Here is a 16,660-nt window from a genome sequence, read left to right on the forward strand (position 1 = left end):
AAACATGATAGATACGTATATTCATTTGTATACCCTATAAAATACTTTTTAACTACAAAGTCAAAAAAATTTTGCTTTTCTTTAATCCTCTAATTCCTGTAAAGCTTTTTCTTCAGCAGGAATTCGGACACAAAGCAGCAGCAATGCATTTGTAATCGAAAAAACGACAGCAGTACGCCAAGCTCCGAATATGAGAGGAAGGGCGGCTATCTCCAGCGCGACAACCATATAGTTAGGATGAGGCAACCACCGATATGGCCCTTTTTTTACTTTTTCCGCTCCAGGAAGCACAATGATTTTGGTATTCCAGAAACGCCCCAAGGAAGCCAGTGCCCATATGCGGAGAATTTGAGCGATGATAAAAATCACTAAAAACACAGCCCACGCTTTTCCGAGGCCTTGCTGTATAAATATCACTTCAGCTATAAGTGAAACAAAGAACAGGATATGCAACAAGACAATCCACTTATAATGTTCCGCACCGACCTCGATTGCACCCTGGCTTTTCATTTTCCGCTCATTGGATTTGGCATACATCACCTCAAGCAGCCGCTGAACAATAACGAATCCGGCTAATAGATAAAAAAATGTCATGGGCTGACTTCTCCCCATTCCAGCCAAAGCATTTCGGAACTGAATCCCGGCCCCAGCGCTGTCAAAAGCCCCTCTTCCCCGCTCTTCGGCTTTTTCTCCATAAAATCTTTCAAAACGAACAACACAGTTGGAGAGGACATATTTCCATATTGCGCCAGGACATTTCTGGATACGTCCGTTTTTTCTTTGGTGATGCCGAGTGATTTCTCATAGGCTGTCAGCACTTTTTTACCGCCTGGGTGAGCCACGAAGTGTATGATATCAGCCGATGTTTTTCCGATTTTATTCAAAAACAGGTCAACATTCGGTTTTAACCAGCTTTCGATGATTTTCGGGATATCCCGCGAAAACACAACATGCAGCCCTTCATCTTTGATGTCCCAGCCCATGACGTCTTCAGAATCCCGCATCAGCGTCGATTGGGTTTCTTTTATAAAGAAACCGGCCCCGGCAGTCCGGTCGTTTTTTCCTGTCACCAAAGCACATGCTGCGCCATCAGCAAACAAAGAAGTAGCGATCAAATTGCTTTTGGATGTGTTGGAGCGCTGGAAGGTCAAGCTGCATAGCTCCAAGCACAGCACAAGCACTTTGGCATCTGGATAAGCCATGCAATAATCGTGGGCACGGCTTATTCCGGAAGCTCCTCCTGCACATCCCAATCCCCATAATGGAAGCCGTTTAATATGGGCCGGCAAGTGCAATTCGTTCATGATACGGGCATCAATGGTAGGAGTGGACATGCCTGAACTGGAAACAAAAATAAAAGCGTCGATTTCACCTTTATCCACTCCTGCTTCTTCAAGACAGCGCTTTACTGCATTGCTGCCCATTCGCACTGCTTCTTCTATATACAGCTGGTTTTTTTCTTCCAGTCCCCGCTCCCTTTCAAACCATTCAAGTGGAGCAGCAAAATAACGCCCTTCAATCTGTCCATTTCCGAACACCCGCAACAGCCGTTCAATGTCGTCGTAATGGCCTCCAAATAAATTCTTGACGGCGACAACAATTTCTTTTTGGTCCACATGGTATGGAGCGTTTTCTGTCACTACTTTCCGAATAAACGACATAATCTTTCCTCCCTTTTAAGTTCCTTTCAAAAAAACCACCCTTTTTCTGAGGATGGCTTTACTTTCATGCACTATAAAACACTTCTATTCGCTCGACCGAGCGTGTCTTTGTCCCTGTCATTGTCATCATCCAGCAGCACTAGGATTTTGCCTTTATTGAAATGGGTTTCATATTCTTTCGCTTCTTCTTCAGGAATCCCCATGCCAATCAAAGCACCCGTGAGTCCGCCGATTCCAGCACCTGCTGCCGCCCCTGTAAGGCCTGCTGCAATTGGCCCTGCCGCGATGATCGGGCCGATTCCCGGAATCGCCAGTGCCCCGATCCCGGCCAGCACTCCACCTAAGCCACCAAGCGCCCCACCCGTTAGAATACCGGTTGTTGCACCTTCGCCAGCGTGAGTTCCTGTTTCTTCAACTACCGTTTCCGTTTCTCCCTTACTCTTGCTGAGCACTGAAATGTCTTCTGGCCGGTAACCTTGTAATTTTAATTCTTCTATTGCGTTAATTGCTTCTTTTTCGCTGTCGTAATATCCTATTACCGATCTTTCAGCCATTTCAAAACTCCCCCTAAATATGAAATAGTAATTAATTGAAAATACCCTGTTACTATTCGGATTAAACGTTACGATTAGCGGGTATTGGTAAAGATTGTATAATCTTTCTGGCATATCGGAGGGATAGTTAATGAGTGAGAAATGGCAATCAACAGCTTTAGGTTTTGACCACTACTCGCATTTTTTAGAGGCATTGCGGCAAAAACAACATCCTTTTTTCGCTGCAGCCCACCGCGGTCTTTGGAATACCGTTCCTGAAAATTCATTGGGCGCCGTTCAGCATTGTCTGGACCAGCAAATATATTTGATAGAACTAGACCTTCAACAAACAAAAGACGGCCACTTAATCGTGATGCATGATTCTTCCGTTGACCGAATGACTGATGGCACTGGAAAAATTTCAGACCTGACGTTATCTCAAATCCGCTCACTGGCCTTGAAAGAAAGAAACGGAGGAAGAATCGCCCGGCTAACAGATGAGAAAATTCCTACTCTTCGGGAAGTGCTTTCTCTCGTCAAAGGAAAAGCCCTAGTCAACGCAGATAAAGCTTGGTTTTACCGTGAAAAACTATATGACCTGTTGGAAGAACTGGATGCATTTGACCATCTATTATTGAAAAGCGGCGAACCCGTTGGAAAAGTCCGTGAATTTTTTCAATCCAAGAAAAAGGCCATGCATTATATGCATAAAATCCAAGATAGCAATCTGAGCCAGCTTGATGAATTATTTAACACTGTTTCTCCAATCGCCATTGAAATTCTTTTTTACAGCGAATCGGATAAAGTTATCTCTAAACCGGTCATGCAACATCTGAGAAATCAGGCTAATGTATGGAGCAATGCCTTGGATGATGCTGAAAACGCCGGACATTGCGATTCTTTGTCTCGAACTGACCCTGACAAAGGATGGGGGTGGCTGGCTGACAAGGGGTTCAATATTATCCAGACGGATTTTCCGCAGGAAGCTTTACAATATATACAACGGCGAAAACAAAATGGAAGCTGAATTACGCTTCCATTTTGTAATGATATTCTTTTTCTTCCAGTTGCCGGCATTGTTCAATTACCCTTAGAGCAACTCCCCTTGCTGATGCGGGATTTTGTCCCGTAATCAAGCGTCCCGACAAGATGACGCATGAAGTAAATGGCAGCGCCGCCTGTTTAAAGAGAGTTCCACGTCCCCTCAAGCTATCCTCAAGAGAATATGGAATATCTTTATAGAGTCCTATAATTTTTTCTTCCTGATTCGAGAAACCTGTTACGACATGCCCCGACAGCAGGTAACGTCCATCAGACAACTGAACATTCAACAAGCCGCACGGCCCATGGCATACTGCTGAGACAATGCCTCCTTTCTCATAAATCGTCTTCGTCAGTTCCTGTAATTGTTTATTGTCCAAGAAATCCCACATGGTTCCGTGCCCTCCGGCAAAGTAAATAGCAGCGTAATCCGTGCCGTCTACTTGGTCAGGTGTAAGCGGATGTCTAATTTGGTCCATTAACTCATCATTCATGTAGTAAGCCCTTGTCTTTTTATTGGTCAGCACTTCCAGTAAACTTCTCGGATCTATAGGCACCCGCTGAGGGGCAGTACTAATAATATCCACTTCGAATAGATCCCTAACTTCATGATAAAAATCCGTCAATTCCCTTAGCCAAAGCCCTGTTTTCTTTCCTCTTCTGCCTAGAGCCGAATGGTTGGTCACGACAATCAGAATTTTATCCATAAGGTTCTCCTTTCATTGGATCAATCTCTTTGTTCTTGGTATTCCCCTACTCTTTAAAATTATTCATAAAAGTTATCCTAAGTCCATAAGTTAATTGTCAGAAAAAACAGTCTTTTTGTACATTTTCTCTCTATTTTGTGGTAAAATCGACTTAACCAGGGAGGGATGAAAATGAAATCAATTTTGTCTCTAGCAGCAGCGCTCATGCTTGTATTCAGTGCTTTTTCTGTCCCCGCAAAAGCTGTCGTGACATTCGATGATTTTTTCGCCAATGATCCTTTTGCCCCAGAGGTTATTTACTTGCATGAAAAAGGGATTGTATCCGGTTATCCGGACGGCACTTTCCGTCCAAATGCCCCTGTCACGCGAGCACAAGCGGCTACAATGATTGGACGTGCACTTAAACTCGACGGAACGAAACGGGCTACGCCATTTAAAGATGTAGCAGCTAACCACTTTGCGTCCGGATATATCGCCTCCGCTGCACAGGAAGGCATTATCACCGGATTTCCAGGCAATTATTTCCGACCTAACTTAAAAGTCACCCGCGGACAAACAGCGGTGATGCTTGACCGGGCTTTTGATTTCCCCGAAGCTCCAGCTGCTGGTTTCTCAGACATGAGCCCTAACATTTCTTCGTATAAAGCCGTATCCAGACTTACTTATCAAGGGGTCATCAATGGATATCCCGATAATACTTTCCGGCCAGATCGCCAGGTTACTCGTGCGCAATTTGCCGCATTTCTGGCCCGTTCCATGGAACCGTCTTTTATCCCTGATAAGTTGACTTTGCTTGAAACCGCCAATGATATTTTAGTGGATTTGAAAGAGAAGGACTTTATAGCCGTCTCCAAGTATGTCAGCACTCAAAAAGGATTGACGTTTTGCCCATACAGTGGAGGCTGCCTCAATAATGAAGGTGTAACCTTCACTAAAGCGCAATTGCCTGGATTTATGGAAAATCAACAGGTCTATAGATGGGGCTATCAGGATGGCAGCGGTTTTCCAATCAACTTAACGCCAGCCGGTTATTATGACGAGTACTTGATGAGTGCCTCATACAATGAAAAAGAACAATTTGGACAAACTCAACAACCGATGACACGCGAACAAATTAGGGAACGTTTCCCTAACGGCCATATTGTAGAATTCTATTATCCTGGAACTGAGCAGTATGACCAGATGGATTGGCAGAACCTCAACATGGTTTTTGAGAAAAATAGCAATGGGAAATGGGTATTGGTGGCCTTGGTCAACAACCGTTGGACAATTTAATAATTGAAAAAAATGGACCCGAGTGAATTTCCGGGTCCATTTTTTTCATTGAGTTATCAATCCACCCAATAACATAAATAAACTTTCTTCAAACTTTTCATTATCTTCTTGTCTGCGCTTTTTAGGGCCTTTCATTCGGCCACCGCTTTGCCGGACTTTTTTAGAAATGTGGCGGCTGTAAAGAAGTTGATCGATATTCTCTTCAGAATAGATACGGCCATTCTGATCAATTGGAAAGCCCCGTTTGGCAAGCACCATGGCGGCGAGCCCATAATCTTGCGTCACTACAACGTCTCCTTTATCGACACGGTTCACCAGCACGAAATCTACGGCGTCTGCGCCTTTTGAAACAATAATGGTTTCCGCTCCCGGCCGCTGCATATTGTGAGTTGTATCGCAAAGCAGCAAGACAGGAAGCTTGAACTGCTTAGCGATTGAAATTGTCAAATCCACTACCGGGCAGCCATCTGCATCTATCAACACTTTGGTCATTCGCCCTTCCTCCGCTCTTTCATTTCATCCACCATTTTTTCTGCAGCTCTTCTATAAAGATTGCTGGTATGCACTAGCGACGCAATAAGCAAAACTTGTTCAATTTCTTGTGCTCCTTCTACATCCAAAACTTCCTGTCTAACCCGCTGGCCTTGTTCCTTTAATCCTTCCGCAAAAATATTGATATTTCCTTGCTGGAGCTTTAAATAACTTTCATAGAAACTTTCTAGGTTTAAGTTTTGCTCCAGGGCTTTTTTATTAATGCCCTCAAGAACTTGTTTCACATCATTGATGGATAAAGCACTCTTCATCTGATAAATCAGACTAATCAACATAATATGATTACGCGTATACTTTTTGTTTTGGACTGGATAAAAGAGCTTGCCTTTCGCATAATTATTAATCATTGTTTTCGTTAATATCTTTTCTTCTTCATTTCTTTTTGCATCATCAAAACTGGTTTCAAACAGTTGAATGACTTGATCGATATATAAATCGATTTTTGGGATATCTTCCAGTAAAACTCCGCTTTGGAGACAGAGATTTTTAAGCAACTGTTCTGCATCTTTCATAACTATCACCTTCAGTACGTTATTTGATACGGTTAATTTTACCTCACTGCCTAACTTTCTCCAAGCTTGACCACAAAAAACAATAAGAGTATCATTACAAGCAGTTTCAATAACTAGATAAAGAGAGGGGCATATCCCATGAACACATACATAAGAGAACCTTTTAATGCATTATCCCATTTGGCAGGAGCTGTTTTGTCCTTTATCGCATTGCTCGCCATGGTCATCAAAGCTGCCTATGCCGATGCTCCGCCGCTTCATCTTGCGTCTGTCATTATTTTTGGCGTCAGCTTGATGTGTTTGTATTTGGCTTCGGCAATATATCATACGGCAATCGCCAATCCGCGTTTAATCGCTTTTTTAAGAAAGCTGGACCATTCCATGATTTTTGCATTGATTGCCGGCTCGTATGCCCCTTTTTGTCTAATCGCACTTGAAGGTCCACTTGGCTGGTCATTATTCGGATTCGTAGCAGCCATCGGCTTGAGTGGCATCTTCTTTAAAATGGTATGGTTTCACTCTCCGCGCTGGCTTTCTACAGCTTTATATATTGCCATGGGGTGGATCATCATTTTCGCTGTAGTCCCGCTTGCTGATAGTCTGCCTCTCAATGGATTAATTCTGCTGGTTGTAGGTGGTCTCCTTTACACAGTTGGAGGAATCATCTATGGCTTAAAACCGAGGTTCCTTTCCTCTAAATATTTAGGTTTCCACGAAATATTTCATATTTTCATTTTGCTGGGCAGCCTTTGCCATTTCTTGTCGGTTTTTCTTTACGTATTATGACGAACAAATCCGTTTCCCTTTTTAAAGGACAACGGATTTTTCTTTATTTAAAGGAATTTTGCTTGTAAGTACGGTTCTGGAACTTTAACCGGCAATCCTTATTTCAAAATAACAATTCAAATGATATGATTATTCAAAAGATTCGAAAGGAGATATCAAAAATGGAATCAATTAACTTCAGCAGCCAGAAAATGGCCGATATTCTTTACGAGGCTTACATACATAAGAAACAAATTACAAAAGAGCTAATCCCCCCTTTTTTGAAAAAAGACGAAGCTTATAAACTTCAGCACATTTTGACCGATAAAAAAGCAGCGGATTCCGATGAACAGCTGGCAGGTTATAAAATCAGTTTAACCAGCCCTGAAACCCAGGAATTATTCGGTTCAGATACACCTTTATACGGAGCTTTGACCACTTCCGCGCTAAGCGGCGGAACCGTCTCTCTAGAAATGTTGTCTTCTCCTTTGATTGAAATTGAATTGATTTTTATTGTTAAAGAAGATTTATCCGTAGAAGACGATGTTCAAACAATTTTAGAGAAAACACTAGTCGCCCCTGGCATCGAAGTACCCGATTCCCGTTTCGAGGATTGGTTCCCTAACATCACCCTTGGGCAAGTCATCGCGGACAGCGCAGTAGCCGGCAAAATTATTGTCGGAAAACCTGTAGACGGTTTGACATACGAACAATTAGCCGAAATTGAAGGAACCTTGTGCTTTAACGGGAAAGAAATCGCCTCCGCTACTTCTTCAGCAGTTCTGGATCATCCTGTACATGCTGTAAAATGGCTTGTCACTGAATTGGCGGGACATGGCTTGAAGCTTGAAAAAGGCATGTCTGTTTCGTCCGGCACATTTATCCTTCCCCATAAATTGGAAAAAGGCCTCTATACTGCCAGCTACCAAGGCATTGGGGAAGTCACATTAAACGTTATTTAATAACAAAACAGGCGTCCCAATACGTGGGATGCCTGTTTTTGATTTTAAGAGAGTATAAAATTTAAAGTTTCTCAAGCATCAGACGCTTGTGTTTTTGCGCTGTCTAGCTCCAACGGCTAGGTTCTCTGGTCATAAGCCACTTCGGCTGTGCGGCTGAAAACATGCCGCTTCGCCGAATCGTCTTATGCCCGTCGAATCTACACGGGTGCTTCCGCTTTTCTTAGTTGGCTGCAGTTTTTTGCTTTTTCATGATCCATATATAGTAGAAGACGGTGCATAAAACAAAAACAGACAGGATTAAATACAAATTCGAGTAGCCGAAAGCTGCGACAATAATTCCGAGCGAAATGGAGCCGATGGCGATTCCGAAATCGTATAAAGCGAAAAACGTGCCTGTTGCATAGCCACTCCGGTGTTTGTCCGCCGCTTGGATGGCTAGCGCCTGAAAGCTAGGCAGTAATGTACCGTATCCAATCCCCACTAAAGCACCAGACAGCAGGAACATCCATGCAGTCTCGGTTTGGCTAAGCGCAAACAGGCCAACCGCAAACATGATACAAGAAGGGATGATCACAATATTCGGCCCTACCGAATCGAAAAGTCGGCCACTAAACGGTCTGACTAACAGCATGGCTACTGCGTATACCACAAAGAAAAAGCTGGCCGTTTTGATCAGGCCCAGCGATGCAGCATATACGGATATGAATGAGATGATGCTGGCATAGGCAAACGAAGTAAAAAAACTGACGCTTGCAATGGGCACTGCTTTTTTCTCTACAAAATCATTGAATCCCAGTTTCCGATTTTCTTTTTTGGCCACTGGCGGATTTTCATTTACTTTGACCCATAGAGCACAAAAGAACCCAATGACCATAATTACCCCAAGAACAGCGAAAATGCTTCGTGCAGCCATAAATGGCTGTAAAGTTAAAGCGATAAAGGGTCCTGCTACAATGGCCAGGTTCATGGCAATGCCATAATAGCCAAGCCCTTCTCCACGGCGTTCCGGCGGGACGATATCCGCTGCAATTGCCCCCGCAACTGTTGTGACCAGTCCAAACCAGATTCCATGGAAAAAACGCAGAAACAATAGAGCCGTGAACCCCCCTATAAAAATATACAGAATGGTGCTGATGGTGAACATCAGCACGCTGACTATCAAAATCTTTTTCTTTCCGTATTTCTCCAGGATCAACCCTGCGAAAAAGCGCATGATAATAGCTGAAATCAAGAAAGCTGAAACAGCCAAACCACCTTGTGTCGCAGTGCCTTCCATGTCAGTCATTACATAAATCGGAATAAACGTTAATAAAGCATAAAATACAATAAAAATAAAAAATGTGCTTATGGATATATTGACAAAACTTTTTGTCCAAATCGGTCTTTTTTCAATCATTCGTTACATCCTTTTCTACTTGCTATTATTCCCCTATTTTTTTTAACAGTGCAATCAGCAGCTTCTGCTCATCTTCCGATAAAGGAGAAACCAGGCTCTCTTCCACTTCCAGAATTCGCTTTTCGATTTCCGGCACAATTTTCTCTGCCTGTTCGGACAATTGAACGATGCGTTCCCGCTTATCTGCCCCTTCCTTCCGGACAACCCAGCCACTTTGTTCCAATCTCATTAAAGTTCTTGTGACCGTAGGAGCTTCTACATTCAAATATTGCCAAATTTCTTTTTGGGTCATTGAATTGAATTGCTTTAAGCAAAAAAGAATTGACCATTGGGAACTATATAAATCAAACTCTTTCAATGCTTCGTTTACTTCTTTCACAGATAAGCGTGATTTCTGGTGGATTTCATGGAACAGTAATTTTTGCATAAGCAGCCCCTTCCAAATTACTTACTTAGGTAAGTATATATCGTTTGCTATCTTTAGTAAAGAAGACCGTTTTGTTGTTCATATAAAAAACCATTCCCGCATGAGCCGGGAATGGTTCTCTGATTTCATTAAATTACAATGCCGTTCTTTTTCGCATCAAATAGCAGTTCTTCCCGGAAATTCGGGTGGGCGATAGCAATCAGCCGTTTGGCCCGTTCTGATATCGACACACCATGAAGGCGCGCAATGCCGTATTCCGTTACAATGCTGTCCACGTCGTTTTTGCCGGTTGTCACTACTGATCCAGGTGCAAGCTGCAATTTTATCCGTGAAATGGTTTCGTTTTTAGCAGTGGACTGCATGCAAATATAGCCTTTTCCGTTTTCTGCAAAACGCACACCGCGGGCAAAATCAATTTGGCCGCCGCTTGACGAATAATATTTGCCGCCTACCGTTTCAGAAGCGCATTGCCCAAACAAATCTACTTCAGTCGTCGCATTGATGGAAACGATATTTTTTTCTTTAGCAATTTCACGCGGATCGTTGACAATGCTCACCGGCAGGAATTCGACTACCGGGTTGTTGTCGATAAAGTCATATAATTTCTTTGATCCGTATGCAAATGTTGCTACAATTTTTCCAGGGTTCGTAAATTTCCTCGTGCCGTCCACTGCACCTGCTTTCACGAGATCCACGATGCCATCGGGCAGCATTTCCGTATGGATGCCAAGATGGCGATGGTCTTTTAACATTGAGATGACTGCATTTGGCACAGATCCAATCCCGATTTGCAACGTGTCTCCGTCTTGGATATCTTCAATGACTGAGGCAGCAATCAACAAATCTTTATCGCTCACAGCAGCTGTTTTCTCTTCAGTCAATGGTGCATGATGTTCCACGAAACCCGCAATCTGGCTAATATGGATCTGGTTGCGCCCGTATGTCCTTGGCATCTGATCGTTGACTTCCAGGATAAATGGCACTTTGCCAACAAACTCCGAGACGTAATCCGCTTGCGTGCCGAATGTAAAGTAGCCATGCTCATCCATCGGAGAAGCCACCGTCATAATCATCGACATTTTTGTCACTTTCTGAAGCATCCGCGGAACTTCATGAAAATTGTTTGGCACCAGCTCCATTTTCGCTTGCTGATACACTTTGCGGGTTGCGCCGCTCAGGAAATAAGAAACGTGTTTAAGCTGCTCGTATTCACCTTGTATATAAGGACGGCTTCGCAAAGCCAGCATTTGATGGATTTTTACACCCTGCAATTTATCCACGTTTTCTTCCAATATATCAAGCAGATGAACCGGCTCTCCATTTGCAATGGGAATAATAATATCTGCCTCTTTATCAATCAATCCAATTAGCTCTTGAGGATTCAACTTTTTCGTCATATCGTTTTCCACTCCTGATTTTGAAATCTTCTTAAACTTTACCATAGCTTTTTCGGATTTCCCACGGATCTTAAGTATCCACGCTATTCCGTCTTTTCTGCAAAATAAAAAGGGCCGTCATTTCTGATGACGGTCCCTTTTTGCCACACTATAAACGATGCCAGCTATTCCGAAGACTACCATCATGCCCCATAAAATAAGCAGGACGACCGAGCCGGTTCCTCCTGGACCATTCAAATGCGCATACAATTGCAGTGCGAAAAATGCCAAACTGACAAAAGCGATTGCTCCGAAATAAATCATCCGTGTTTTGAAAGAAAAATTTTTCATATTCTTGGCTCCTTTAATTTCATTCTTCTGACTCCAGATGAACTTTTGTCCACACAAATGTAAACAGCAATATCAATTCAAAAGCATTCGTTACAGCTGAGCTCTCTACTGGAATCGGCACAGCACTGCCTATTGTCATAAGACCCGCGCCGATCAGCATCCATTTCCAGCCAGCTTTTTTCCATAACAGAATTCCTGCTGCAATCAATACTGCTGTAACCAGCAAAATCATAATCGGCGGACCTTCGGCTGGTTCAGCTGATGCGTATCGCAGTACCCCATACTGCTGCTCGGCTTCCAATTCCAGCCCCCAAGCTTCAAGGGCAATCTCGATTATAATCAGCGCTGCCGTGTAAATCACGGCAGCTGCAAAAACCGCTTTTTTCTTGGTCCAGCCAACTCCTGCCCGGTTTAATGCTCCCCATGAAAACAACACAAGCGTCGGAGTCAAAAAAGCATGGCTCCAAAAGCGCAGTAAATTCAAATTTTCAAGCAATGGCCCTTCCCCGATAAACTTGCCAATCGCGACAATTCCATTGTCATAAATAAGTCCTAGCAGCACCAGGTAAATAAAGGACATAAAATTCCAAGATTGCTGTTTAGCAAATGCCCACACTAGAATCAATGCATAGGATGCTGTAAAACCAAAGTAAAGAATCGTATCCACCCGCATCTCCCTTCCGCAAATTCCCTGTCATTGTTACCATTTACTATTCAAGGGCACTTTAAACAAAGGAAGAAAAGATGGCATGCTCGTTTTGTCATTTAATCAGGAATTTTGTCTGGCTAAAGCCTTCTTTCGATTTTCTCACTTCCAAAATGGCCGGTATCGCCGCTTTCAATTCCTGAACATGCGAAATGACTCCAATCATGCGTCCTGACTTCTGCAAGTCAATCAGCGTGTCAATTGATTTATTTAACGATTCATCGTCAAGTGAGCCGAATCCTTCATCAATGAACATGGTATCAATCGCTACATTGCCTTGGAAACTTTGGATCACATCAGCCATGCCCAGCGCCAAGCACAGCGATGCATTGAACTTCTCGCCGCCCGATAAGGTTTTCACATCGCGCGTCTGTCCGGTATAAGCGTCATACACATCCAAGCCAAGGCCACTTTGCTTGCCGCGGGCTTCTTGCCGGTCGCTGCGAATCAAATAGAATTGTCCGTTCGACAGATTTTTTAGCCGCTCATTTGCTGACTCGATAATCTGCTCCAAGTACTCGATCTGCAAATACCGCTCGAACGAGATCTTCATATTGTTTTGTCCGCGGATCATGTCATGCAGGTCCGCAATCCGGTTTAATTGCTGTTCGGCCTGTGCCGCTTTTCCATATGATTCTGTAATATTTTCTGCCAAGTCGAGTGCTGTAAGCCTGTAATCTTTCGACTGGTTCCATACTGTCAGTGCCGCTTCGTATTCCCTTTTCAATTGGCTAAGCTCAGCTTCCAGCATACCCAAATCGGATTTTGTCCGTCCGAATAGCATTTCCTGCAGTTCTTTAACTTGTTCAGTCAATGTATGGTGGTTTTGTTTAAAGTTCTGAATGGATTCCTTTAAAGCTGCCCGGCCTGATTCTGAAAGTTTAGCTTGCTGATAGGCCTGTTCCGATTCGAAACCAGAATTCTGCAACGCTTCTTTAAATTGCTGTCCGGTCCTGTCTGTCTTTTGGGCACTTTCTGTTGCTGCATTTTGTGCATGCCGTGCACTTACCGATGCAGCTGTGAACTGGTCTTTCGCTTGCTGAAGCTCTTGCTGAACTTTTTCCCATAGGAGCTCCAACTGGCCTTTTTCTGCGATTGCCTGGCTGATTTTCCGCTGCAGTACAGACAGTACCCGCACTTCTTCCGGTATGGCCAGCAAGGCCTGCTCGAAAACCGCTTTTGCGGTTTCAAATGCCGCCAGCTGCTTTTGCATATCTTCAGCAAGTAAAGTTTTATCGTTTTCCAGCTTTTCAGCTTTTGCTGTTTGGCTCGTGAGTTTCTCTTTCAAAACGCGTAAGTTCTTTTTATCTGCCAGCAGCAGAGCCACTTCCCGTTCCAACGAACTTCTCTCTTGCTCCACTTTCCGGTAATCGTCAGCTGCAAGATCGGAATCTAAGCCAAGTTTTTCGGTTGCTGCTTTTTTGTCTTCAAGCTGCTCAGCCAAAGCATTCATTCTCGCCAAGGCATCACGGTATTGGCCATCCACTAAATTCATTGCGGTTTTTGCCCGGTCCAGTTCCTCTTTCGAAACGGCTGTTTGATGCTCTCTGCCGCCCTTGTCTGGGTGATCGATGCTGCCGCATACCGGACATGCTTCTCCATCATGAAGAGCTGCCGCCAACACTTGTGCTTGATTGGCAAACCAAGCCGATTCAAGTGTGTTATACTCTTTTGCCGCCTCTTGATACGCAGCTTCTTTCCGTTGATAATTTTGTTGTTGCTGCAGCCAATTCTGCTCCACTGCAAGCAACTCTTTAAGCACACGGCATTGCTCATTTAAGGAAGTAAGCCTTGTATTTTTATCATCGAATGTTTCAAGTTTTTGATCAAGAGCGGCCATCTCTTCGGCCACTGACTTGCAAGCATCTTTTTCAGCATGCCACTGAGTTTTTATTGACAGCAGTTCCTTCTCAGATTGCTGGGCCGCAACTTGAAGTTTTTGCAGCTGCGCTTTTTTCCCGTCCAATTCCTGGACAGCCGGCAATACTTTCTCTAACTCGATCACTTGTTGGCGAACTTGCTGGCGTACAGCTTCCCGTTTTTCTTCTATATCAAAAGCGGCTTCTGCTTGCATTAAACTTTCCTGCGCTGCTTGTTCGCTTTTAAGCGCATTCTCCAATAAAAGTTGTTTCTGCGTTGCTTCATTTTTTAATTCTTTATATAAATTTTCTATTCCTTCAATAAAACTTGCCCGTTCTGCAGCTTGCAGGCGCCGTTCTTGCTCAGCGATGGCAGGCAGCTGGGCATTAGCTTTTTCAAGGCGCTGTGTTTTTTCATCCAGCTCACTGAAGCGGTCATTCCATTTTTTCATTTCATGAAAAGCGTTCAGTTTCTCATCGTGCTTTCTATAGACACTTAAATAGTATTGTTCGTCTTGGAGCATCTTTTCCTGATAAAAAGTGGACTCGCTCTGCAGTCCCGCCAATACTTGATTGACGTTATAATGTTCGCGGTCCAGAAGTTCGAACAGTTCGGAATCACGCTTTGGCAACGCTCCCTTGATGCGGCCTATATGTCCGGCCAAAACTTGTTCTTCCAGTTGAAGGGCTTTGGATGCCGTATCTCTTTTTTGCTTTAATCGTTCCGTAATCATTTTATAAGGTTCTGTTTTGAAGATTTTCCGAAGAATTTCTTCTTTATTGTCCGTTTCAGAAGTCAATAATTTACGGAATTCGCCTTGCGGCAGCATCACAATCTGGCTAAACTGATTTTGCGTCAGCCCGATGATTTCTTCTACTTTCCGGTTGATTTCCGATACGATTTGCCGTTCCACACAAGGTTTTTCCCCGGTTTCTGTCTTCTCGAAAAATTCATAGCGCTCACCTGTCGCACTTTTGTTTCCTGCTTTGACATGGCTCATCTGGCGCAGGATTCGATAGGTTTTGTTATGTATTTCGAACTCCATTTCAACACAAGTATGCGTCCCGTCTTCTGCAAAATCACTTCTTAAATGGCGCGTTTCCGCACGATCCGAGCCGCTGGCAGCGCCGTACAAAGCAAAACAGATGCCATCAAAAATCGTTGTTTTCCCGGAGCCTGTACTGCCGGAAATGACAAACAGCTGGTTGCCTTTCAAATCTGCAAAATCAATGGTTTCCGTGTGCTTATAAGGACCAAAAGCAGTCAATTTCAACTTTAAGGGTCTCATTGCTTTACCCCTTCTTTCTCGTCAGTTTCTTCGTGCAGGAACTCCTGAAGCACTTCTTTGAAAACCGATTCGGTCTCTTCCGTTGCCTTTTCTCCTTTGACTTCTTCATAAAAAGCATTGAACAGGACAAGCGGATCCATTTCGCGGCGCGATTCCACACCGCCCCCTCTGGTTGTCCGGCCGAAGCTTTTGCGCTCGACATGCATCGCATTCGGGTAAACCGAACGGATTTTTTCCATCGGATACAAAATCGGCGTTTCATCGAGCAGTTTCACAAATACATAATCTTCATTGATTTCATGGCGCAGGATATCTTCCATATATCCTTCCACCGTTCGCATGTCCCGCTTAGGTTGAAGCAACTGTTTTTCAACGGAGACCTCGCCGCTGCCATCTATTTCAACAATCAAGAACCCTTTTTGATGGCGCTCTTCTGAAATCGAATACTTTAACGGCGAGCCCGCATATCGGATGGTTTCGTTCAGCACGTGATGGGCTTGATGCAAATGCCCGAGCGCCGTGTAATGGAATCCAGCAAAGTGACTGGCATTGACATGTTCAGCTCCACCAATCGACAATGGGCGTTCCGAATCACTGGTGTTTTCCTGCTGCTCTCCGTGAGGCGTGACAAACGCATGCCCCACTGCAATATGGCGAGCCTTTGGATTCAAGTTTTTCTTGATATTTTCTACGATGGCCTCTGCCGCATCGTTATGTGATTTAATGTCCGAAATTCCAAGCGCATGGCGGACCATAGATGGGTCTGCATATGGAATCAAGTGAACGTGCACTTCTCCAAATTCATCGGCCAATACAATCGGTTCATGTTCTTTTTGGACATGTCCGGCGATATGGATGCCGTTCGTTTTCATGACCCGGCTCCCGAAATTCAAACGGCCGGGGCTGTCATGATTTCCGGCTACAGCAAATACCGGCGTCTTCAGTTCCAAAACGATTTTCGCCAATACTTCATCCAACAAATTGACAGCTTCCGTCGGCGGAACTGCCCGATCATATAAATCCCCTGCAATGATCACTGCGTCTGGCCGCTGTTCTTCAATCGCGGCGATAAACTGCCTTAAAATATAGCGCTGTTCTTCTGTCATATAAACGCCCTGCACAAGTTTGCCTAAATGCCAGTCGGCGGTATGGAAAAATTTCATGGTTATGCCCCTTTCCTGAATGAAAAGAATATATGTTCGTTCCATTATACATGAAATCGGTTTGCTTGTTTTCTACAATTTTTAG

General features: G+C 43.9%; 17 protein-coding genes. 4 read left to right on the forward strand and 13 right to left on the reverse strand.

Annotation, left to right across the window (positions count from 1 at the left end; all coding sequences use genetic code 11):
- Positions 1-81: 81 nt before the first annotated feature.
- The 3 genes from AC3AQ9_RS14675 to AC3AQ9_RS14685 form a co-directional block, all read right to left on the reverse strand.
- Entirely contained in the window at positions 82-594 is a 513-nt protein-coding gene (locus AC3AQ9_RS14675) for an isoprenylcysteine carboxyl methyltransferase family protein (RefSeq protein ID WP_488308230.1), read from the reverse strand.
- Positions 591-1,661, reverse strand: a complete 1,071-nt coding sequence (locus AC3AQ9_RS14680; protein ID WP_488308231.1) for a type III polyketide synthase — start codon at positions 1,659-1,661, stop codon at positions 591-593. Before AC3AQ9_RS14680 ends, AC3AQ9_RS14675 begins: the two co-directional genes overlap by 4 nt.
- Before the next feature lie 71 nt (positions 1,662-1,732).
- Positions 1,733-2,215, reverse strand: coding sequence for a general stress protein (locus AC3AQ9_RS14685; RefSeq protein WP_488308232.1), 483 nt, complete (start codon positions 2,213-2,215; stop codon positions 1,733-1,735).
- Positions 2,216-2,345: 130 nt separating this feature from the next.
- On the opposite strand from AC3AQ9_RS14685, the gene AC3AQ9_RS14690 reads away from it, so the two are divergent.
- Positions 2,346-3,221, forward strand: a complete 876-nt coding sequence (locus AC3AQ9_RS14690; protein WP_488308233.1) for a glycerophosphodiester phosphodiesterase family protein — start codon at positions 2,346-2,348, stop codon at positions 3,219-3,221.
- Position 3,222: 1 nt separating this feature from the next.
- Here AC3AQ9_RS14690 and AC3AQ9_RS14695 read toward each other — a convergent pair whose 3' ends face one another.
- Positions 3,223-3,942, reverse strand: coding sequence for a type 1 glutamine amidotransferase domain-containing protein (locus tag AC3AQ9_RS14695; protein ID WP_488308234.1), 720 nt, complete (start codon positions 3,940-3,942; stop codon positions 3,223-3,225).
- Between the two features lie 171 nt (positions 3,943-4,113).
- On the opposite strand from AC3AQ9_RS14695, the gene AC3AQ9_RS14700 reads away from it, so the two are divergent.
- Complete coding sequence (locus AC3AQ9_RS14700; protein WP_488308235.1) at positions 4,114-5,217, forward strand: S-layer homology domain-containing protein; 1,104 nt, start codon at positions 4,114-4,116, stop codon at positions 5,215-5,217.
- A 45-nt stretch (positions 5,218-5,262) separates the two neighbouring features.
- Here the strand turns inward: AC3AQ9_RS14700 and AC3AQ9_RS14705 are convergent, their stop codons facing one another.
- The gene (locus AC3AQ9_RS14705; RefSeq protein ID WP_488308236.1) at positions 5,263-5,709 is read right to left on the reverse strand and encodes a YaiI/YqxD family protein; all 447 of its coding nucleotides are present in this window, start codon (positions 5,707-5,709) and stop codon (positions 5,263-5,265) included.
- Positions 5,706-6,281 (reverse strand): DUF1836 domain-containing protein, encoded by a 576-nt coding sequence (locus AC3AQ9_RS14710; RefSeq protein ID WP_488308237.1) that lies wholly within the window; start codon positions 6,279-6,281, stop codon positions 5,706-5,708. Before AC3AQ9_RS14710 ends, AC3AQ9_RS14705 begins: the two co-directional genes overlap by 4 nt.
- Positions 6,282-6,419: 138 nt before the next feature.
- Here AC3AQ9_RS14710 and trhA point away from each other — a divergent pair, with 138 nt between their 5' ends.
- Both trhA and AC3AQ9_RS14720 read left to right on the forward strand, forming a co-directional pair.
- Positions 6,420-7,067, forward strand: a complete 648-nt coding sequence (gene trhA / locus AC3AQ9_RS14715; protein ID WP_488308238.1) for a PAQR family membrane homeostasis protein TrhA — start codon at positions 6,420-6,422, stop codon at positions 7,065-7,067.
- A gap of 161 nt (positions 7,068-7,228) precedes the next feature.
- Positions 7,229-8,008, forward strand: a complete 780-nt coding sequence (locus AC3AQ9_RS14720; RefSeq protein ID WP_488308239.1) for a 2-keto-4-pentenoate hydratase — start codon at positions 7,229-7,231, stop codon at positions 8,006-8,008.
- A gap of 220 nt (positions 8,009-8,228) precedes the next feature.
- Here AC3AQ9_RS14720 and AC3AQ9_RS14725 read toward each other — a convergent pair whose 3' ends face one another.
- From AC3AQ9_RS14725 to AC3AQ9_RS14755, 7 genes are all read right to left on the reverse strand, one after another.
- Complete coding sequence (locus tag AC3AQ9_RS14725) at positions 8,229-9,404, reverse strand: MFS transporter (protein WP_488308240.1); 1,176 nt, start codon at positions 9,402-9,404, stop codon at positions 8,229-8,231.
- Between the two features lie 25 nt (positions 9,405-9,429).
- Positions 9,430-9,831 (reverse strand): MarR family winged helix-turn-helix transcriptional regulator, encoded by a 402-nt coding sequence (locus AC3AQ9_RS14730; RefSeq protein ID WP_488308241.1) that lies wholly within the window; start codon positions 9,829-9,831, stop codon positions 9,430-9,432.
- A gap of 128 nt (positions 9,832-9,959) precedes the next feature.
- Positions 9,960-11,228, reverse strand: coding sequence for an acetyl-CoA hydrolase/transferase family protein (locus AC3AQ9_RS14735; RefSeq protein ID WP_488308242.1), 1,269 nt, complete (start codon positions 11,226-11,228; stop codon positions 9,960-9,962).
- Between the two features lie 117 nt (positions 11,229-11,345).
- Entirely contained in the window at positions 11,346-11,558 is a 213-nt protein-coding gene (locus tag AC3AQ9_RS14740) for a hypothetical protein (protein WP_488308243.1), read from the reverse strand.
- A 19-nt stretch (positions 11,559-11,577) separates the two neighbouring features.
- A complete protein-coding gene (locus tag AC3AQ9_RS14745) occupies positions 11,578-12,231 on the reverse strand; it encodes a hypothetical protein (protein WP_488308244.1) in 654 nt (217 codons plus the stop codon).
- An 88-nt stretch (positions 12,232-12,319) separates the two neighbouring features.
- Entirely contained in the window at positions 12,320-15,412 is a 3,093-nt protein-coding gene (locus AC3AQ9_RS14750; protein WP_488308245.1) for an AAA family ATPase, read from the reverse strand.
- Positions 15,409-16,575 (reverse strand): exonuclease SbcCD subunit D, encoded by a 1,167-nt coding sequence (locus AC3AQ9_RS14755; protein ID WP_488308246.1) that lies wholly within the window; start codon positions 16,573-16,575, stop codon positions 15,409-15,411. Before AC3AQ9_RS14755 ends, AC3AQ9_RS14750 begins: the two co-directional genes overlap by 4 nt.
- Positions 16,576-16,660 lie beyond the last annotated feature (85 nt).

The organism is Planococcus sp. VCh962, assembly GCF_057748275.1.

Coding starts and splice junctions, on each gene's coding strand:
- AC3AQ9_RS14675 (WP_488308230.1), bottom strand. CDS start 594: ATGACATTTTTTTATCTATTAGCCGGATTCGTTATTGTTCAGCGGCTG.
- AC3AQ9_RS14755 (WP_488308246.1), bottom strand. CDS start 16,575: ATGAAATTTTTCCATACCGCCGACTGGCATTTAGGCAAACTTGTGCAG.
- AC3AQ9_RS14705 (WP_488308236.1), bottom strand. CDS start 5,709: ATGACCAAAGTGTTGATAGATGCAGATGGCTGCCCGGTAGTGGATTTG.
- AC3AQ9_RS14725 (WP_488308240.1), bottom strand. CDS start 9,404: ATGATTGAAAAAAGACCGATTTGGACAAAAAGTTTTGTCAATATATCC.
- AC3AQ9_RS14690 (WP_488308233.1), top strand. CDS start 2,346: ATGAGTGAGAAATGGCAATCAACAGCTTTAGGTTTTGACCACTACTCG.
- AC3AQ9_RS14745 (WP_488308244.1), bottom strand. CDS start 12,231: ATGCGGGTGGATACGATTCTTTACTTTGGTTTTACAGCATCCTATGCA.
- AC3AQ9_RS14680 (WP_488308231.1), bottom strand. CDS start 1,661: ATGTCGTTTATTCGGAAAGTAGTGACAGAAAACGCTCCATACCATGTG.
- trhA (WP_488308238.1), top strand. CDS start 6,420: ATGAACACATACATAAGAGAACCTTTTAATGCATTATCCCATTTGGCA.
- AC3AQ9_RS14685 (WP_488308232.1), bottom strand. CDS start 2,215: ATGGCTGAAAGATCGGTAATAGGATATTACGACAGCGAAAAAGAAGCA.
- AC3AQ9_RS14740 (WP_488308243.1), bottom strand. CDS start 11,558: ATGAAAAATTTTTCTTTCAAAACACGGATGATTTATTTCGGAGCAATC.
- AC3AQ9_RS14730 (WP_488308241.1), bottom strand. CDS start 9,831: ATGCAAAAATTACTGTTCCATGAAATCCACCAGAAATCACGCTTATCT.
- AC3AQ9_RS14695 (WP_488308234.1), bottom strand. CDS start 3,942: ATGGATAAAATTCTGATTGTCGTGACCAACCATTCGGCTCTAGGCAGA.
- AC3AQ9_RS14720 (WP_488308239.1), top strand. CDS start 7,229: ATGGAATCAATTAACTTCAGCAGCCAGAAAATGGCCGATATTCTTTAC.
- AC3AQ9_RS14750 (WP_488308245.1), bottom strand. CDS start 15,412: ATGAGACCCTTAAAGTTGAAATTGACTGCTTTTGGTCCTTATAAGCAC.
- AC3AQ9_RS14735 (WP_488308242.1), bottom strand. CDS start 11,228: ATGACGAAAAAGTTGAATCCTCAAGAGCTAATTGGATTGATTGATAAA.
- AC3AQ9_RS14700 (WP_488308235.1), top strand. CDS start 4,114: ATGAAATCAATTTTGTCTCTAGCAGCAGCGCTCATGCTTGTATTCAGT.
- AC3AQ9_RS14710 (WP_488308237.1), bottom strand. CDS start 6,281: ATGAAAGATGCAGAACAGTTGCTTAAAAATCTCTGTCTCCAAAGCGGA.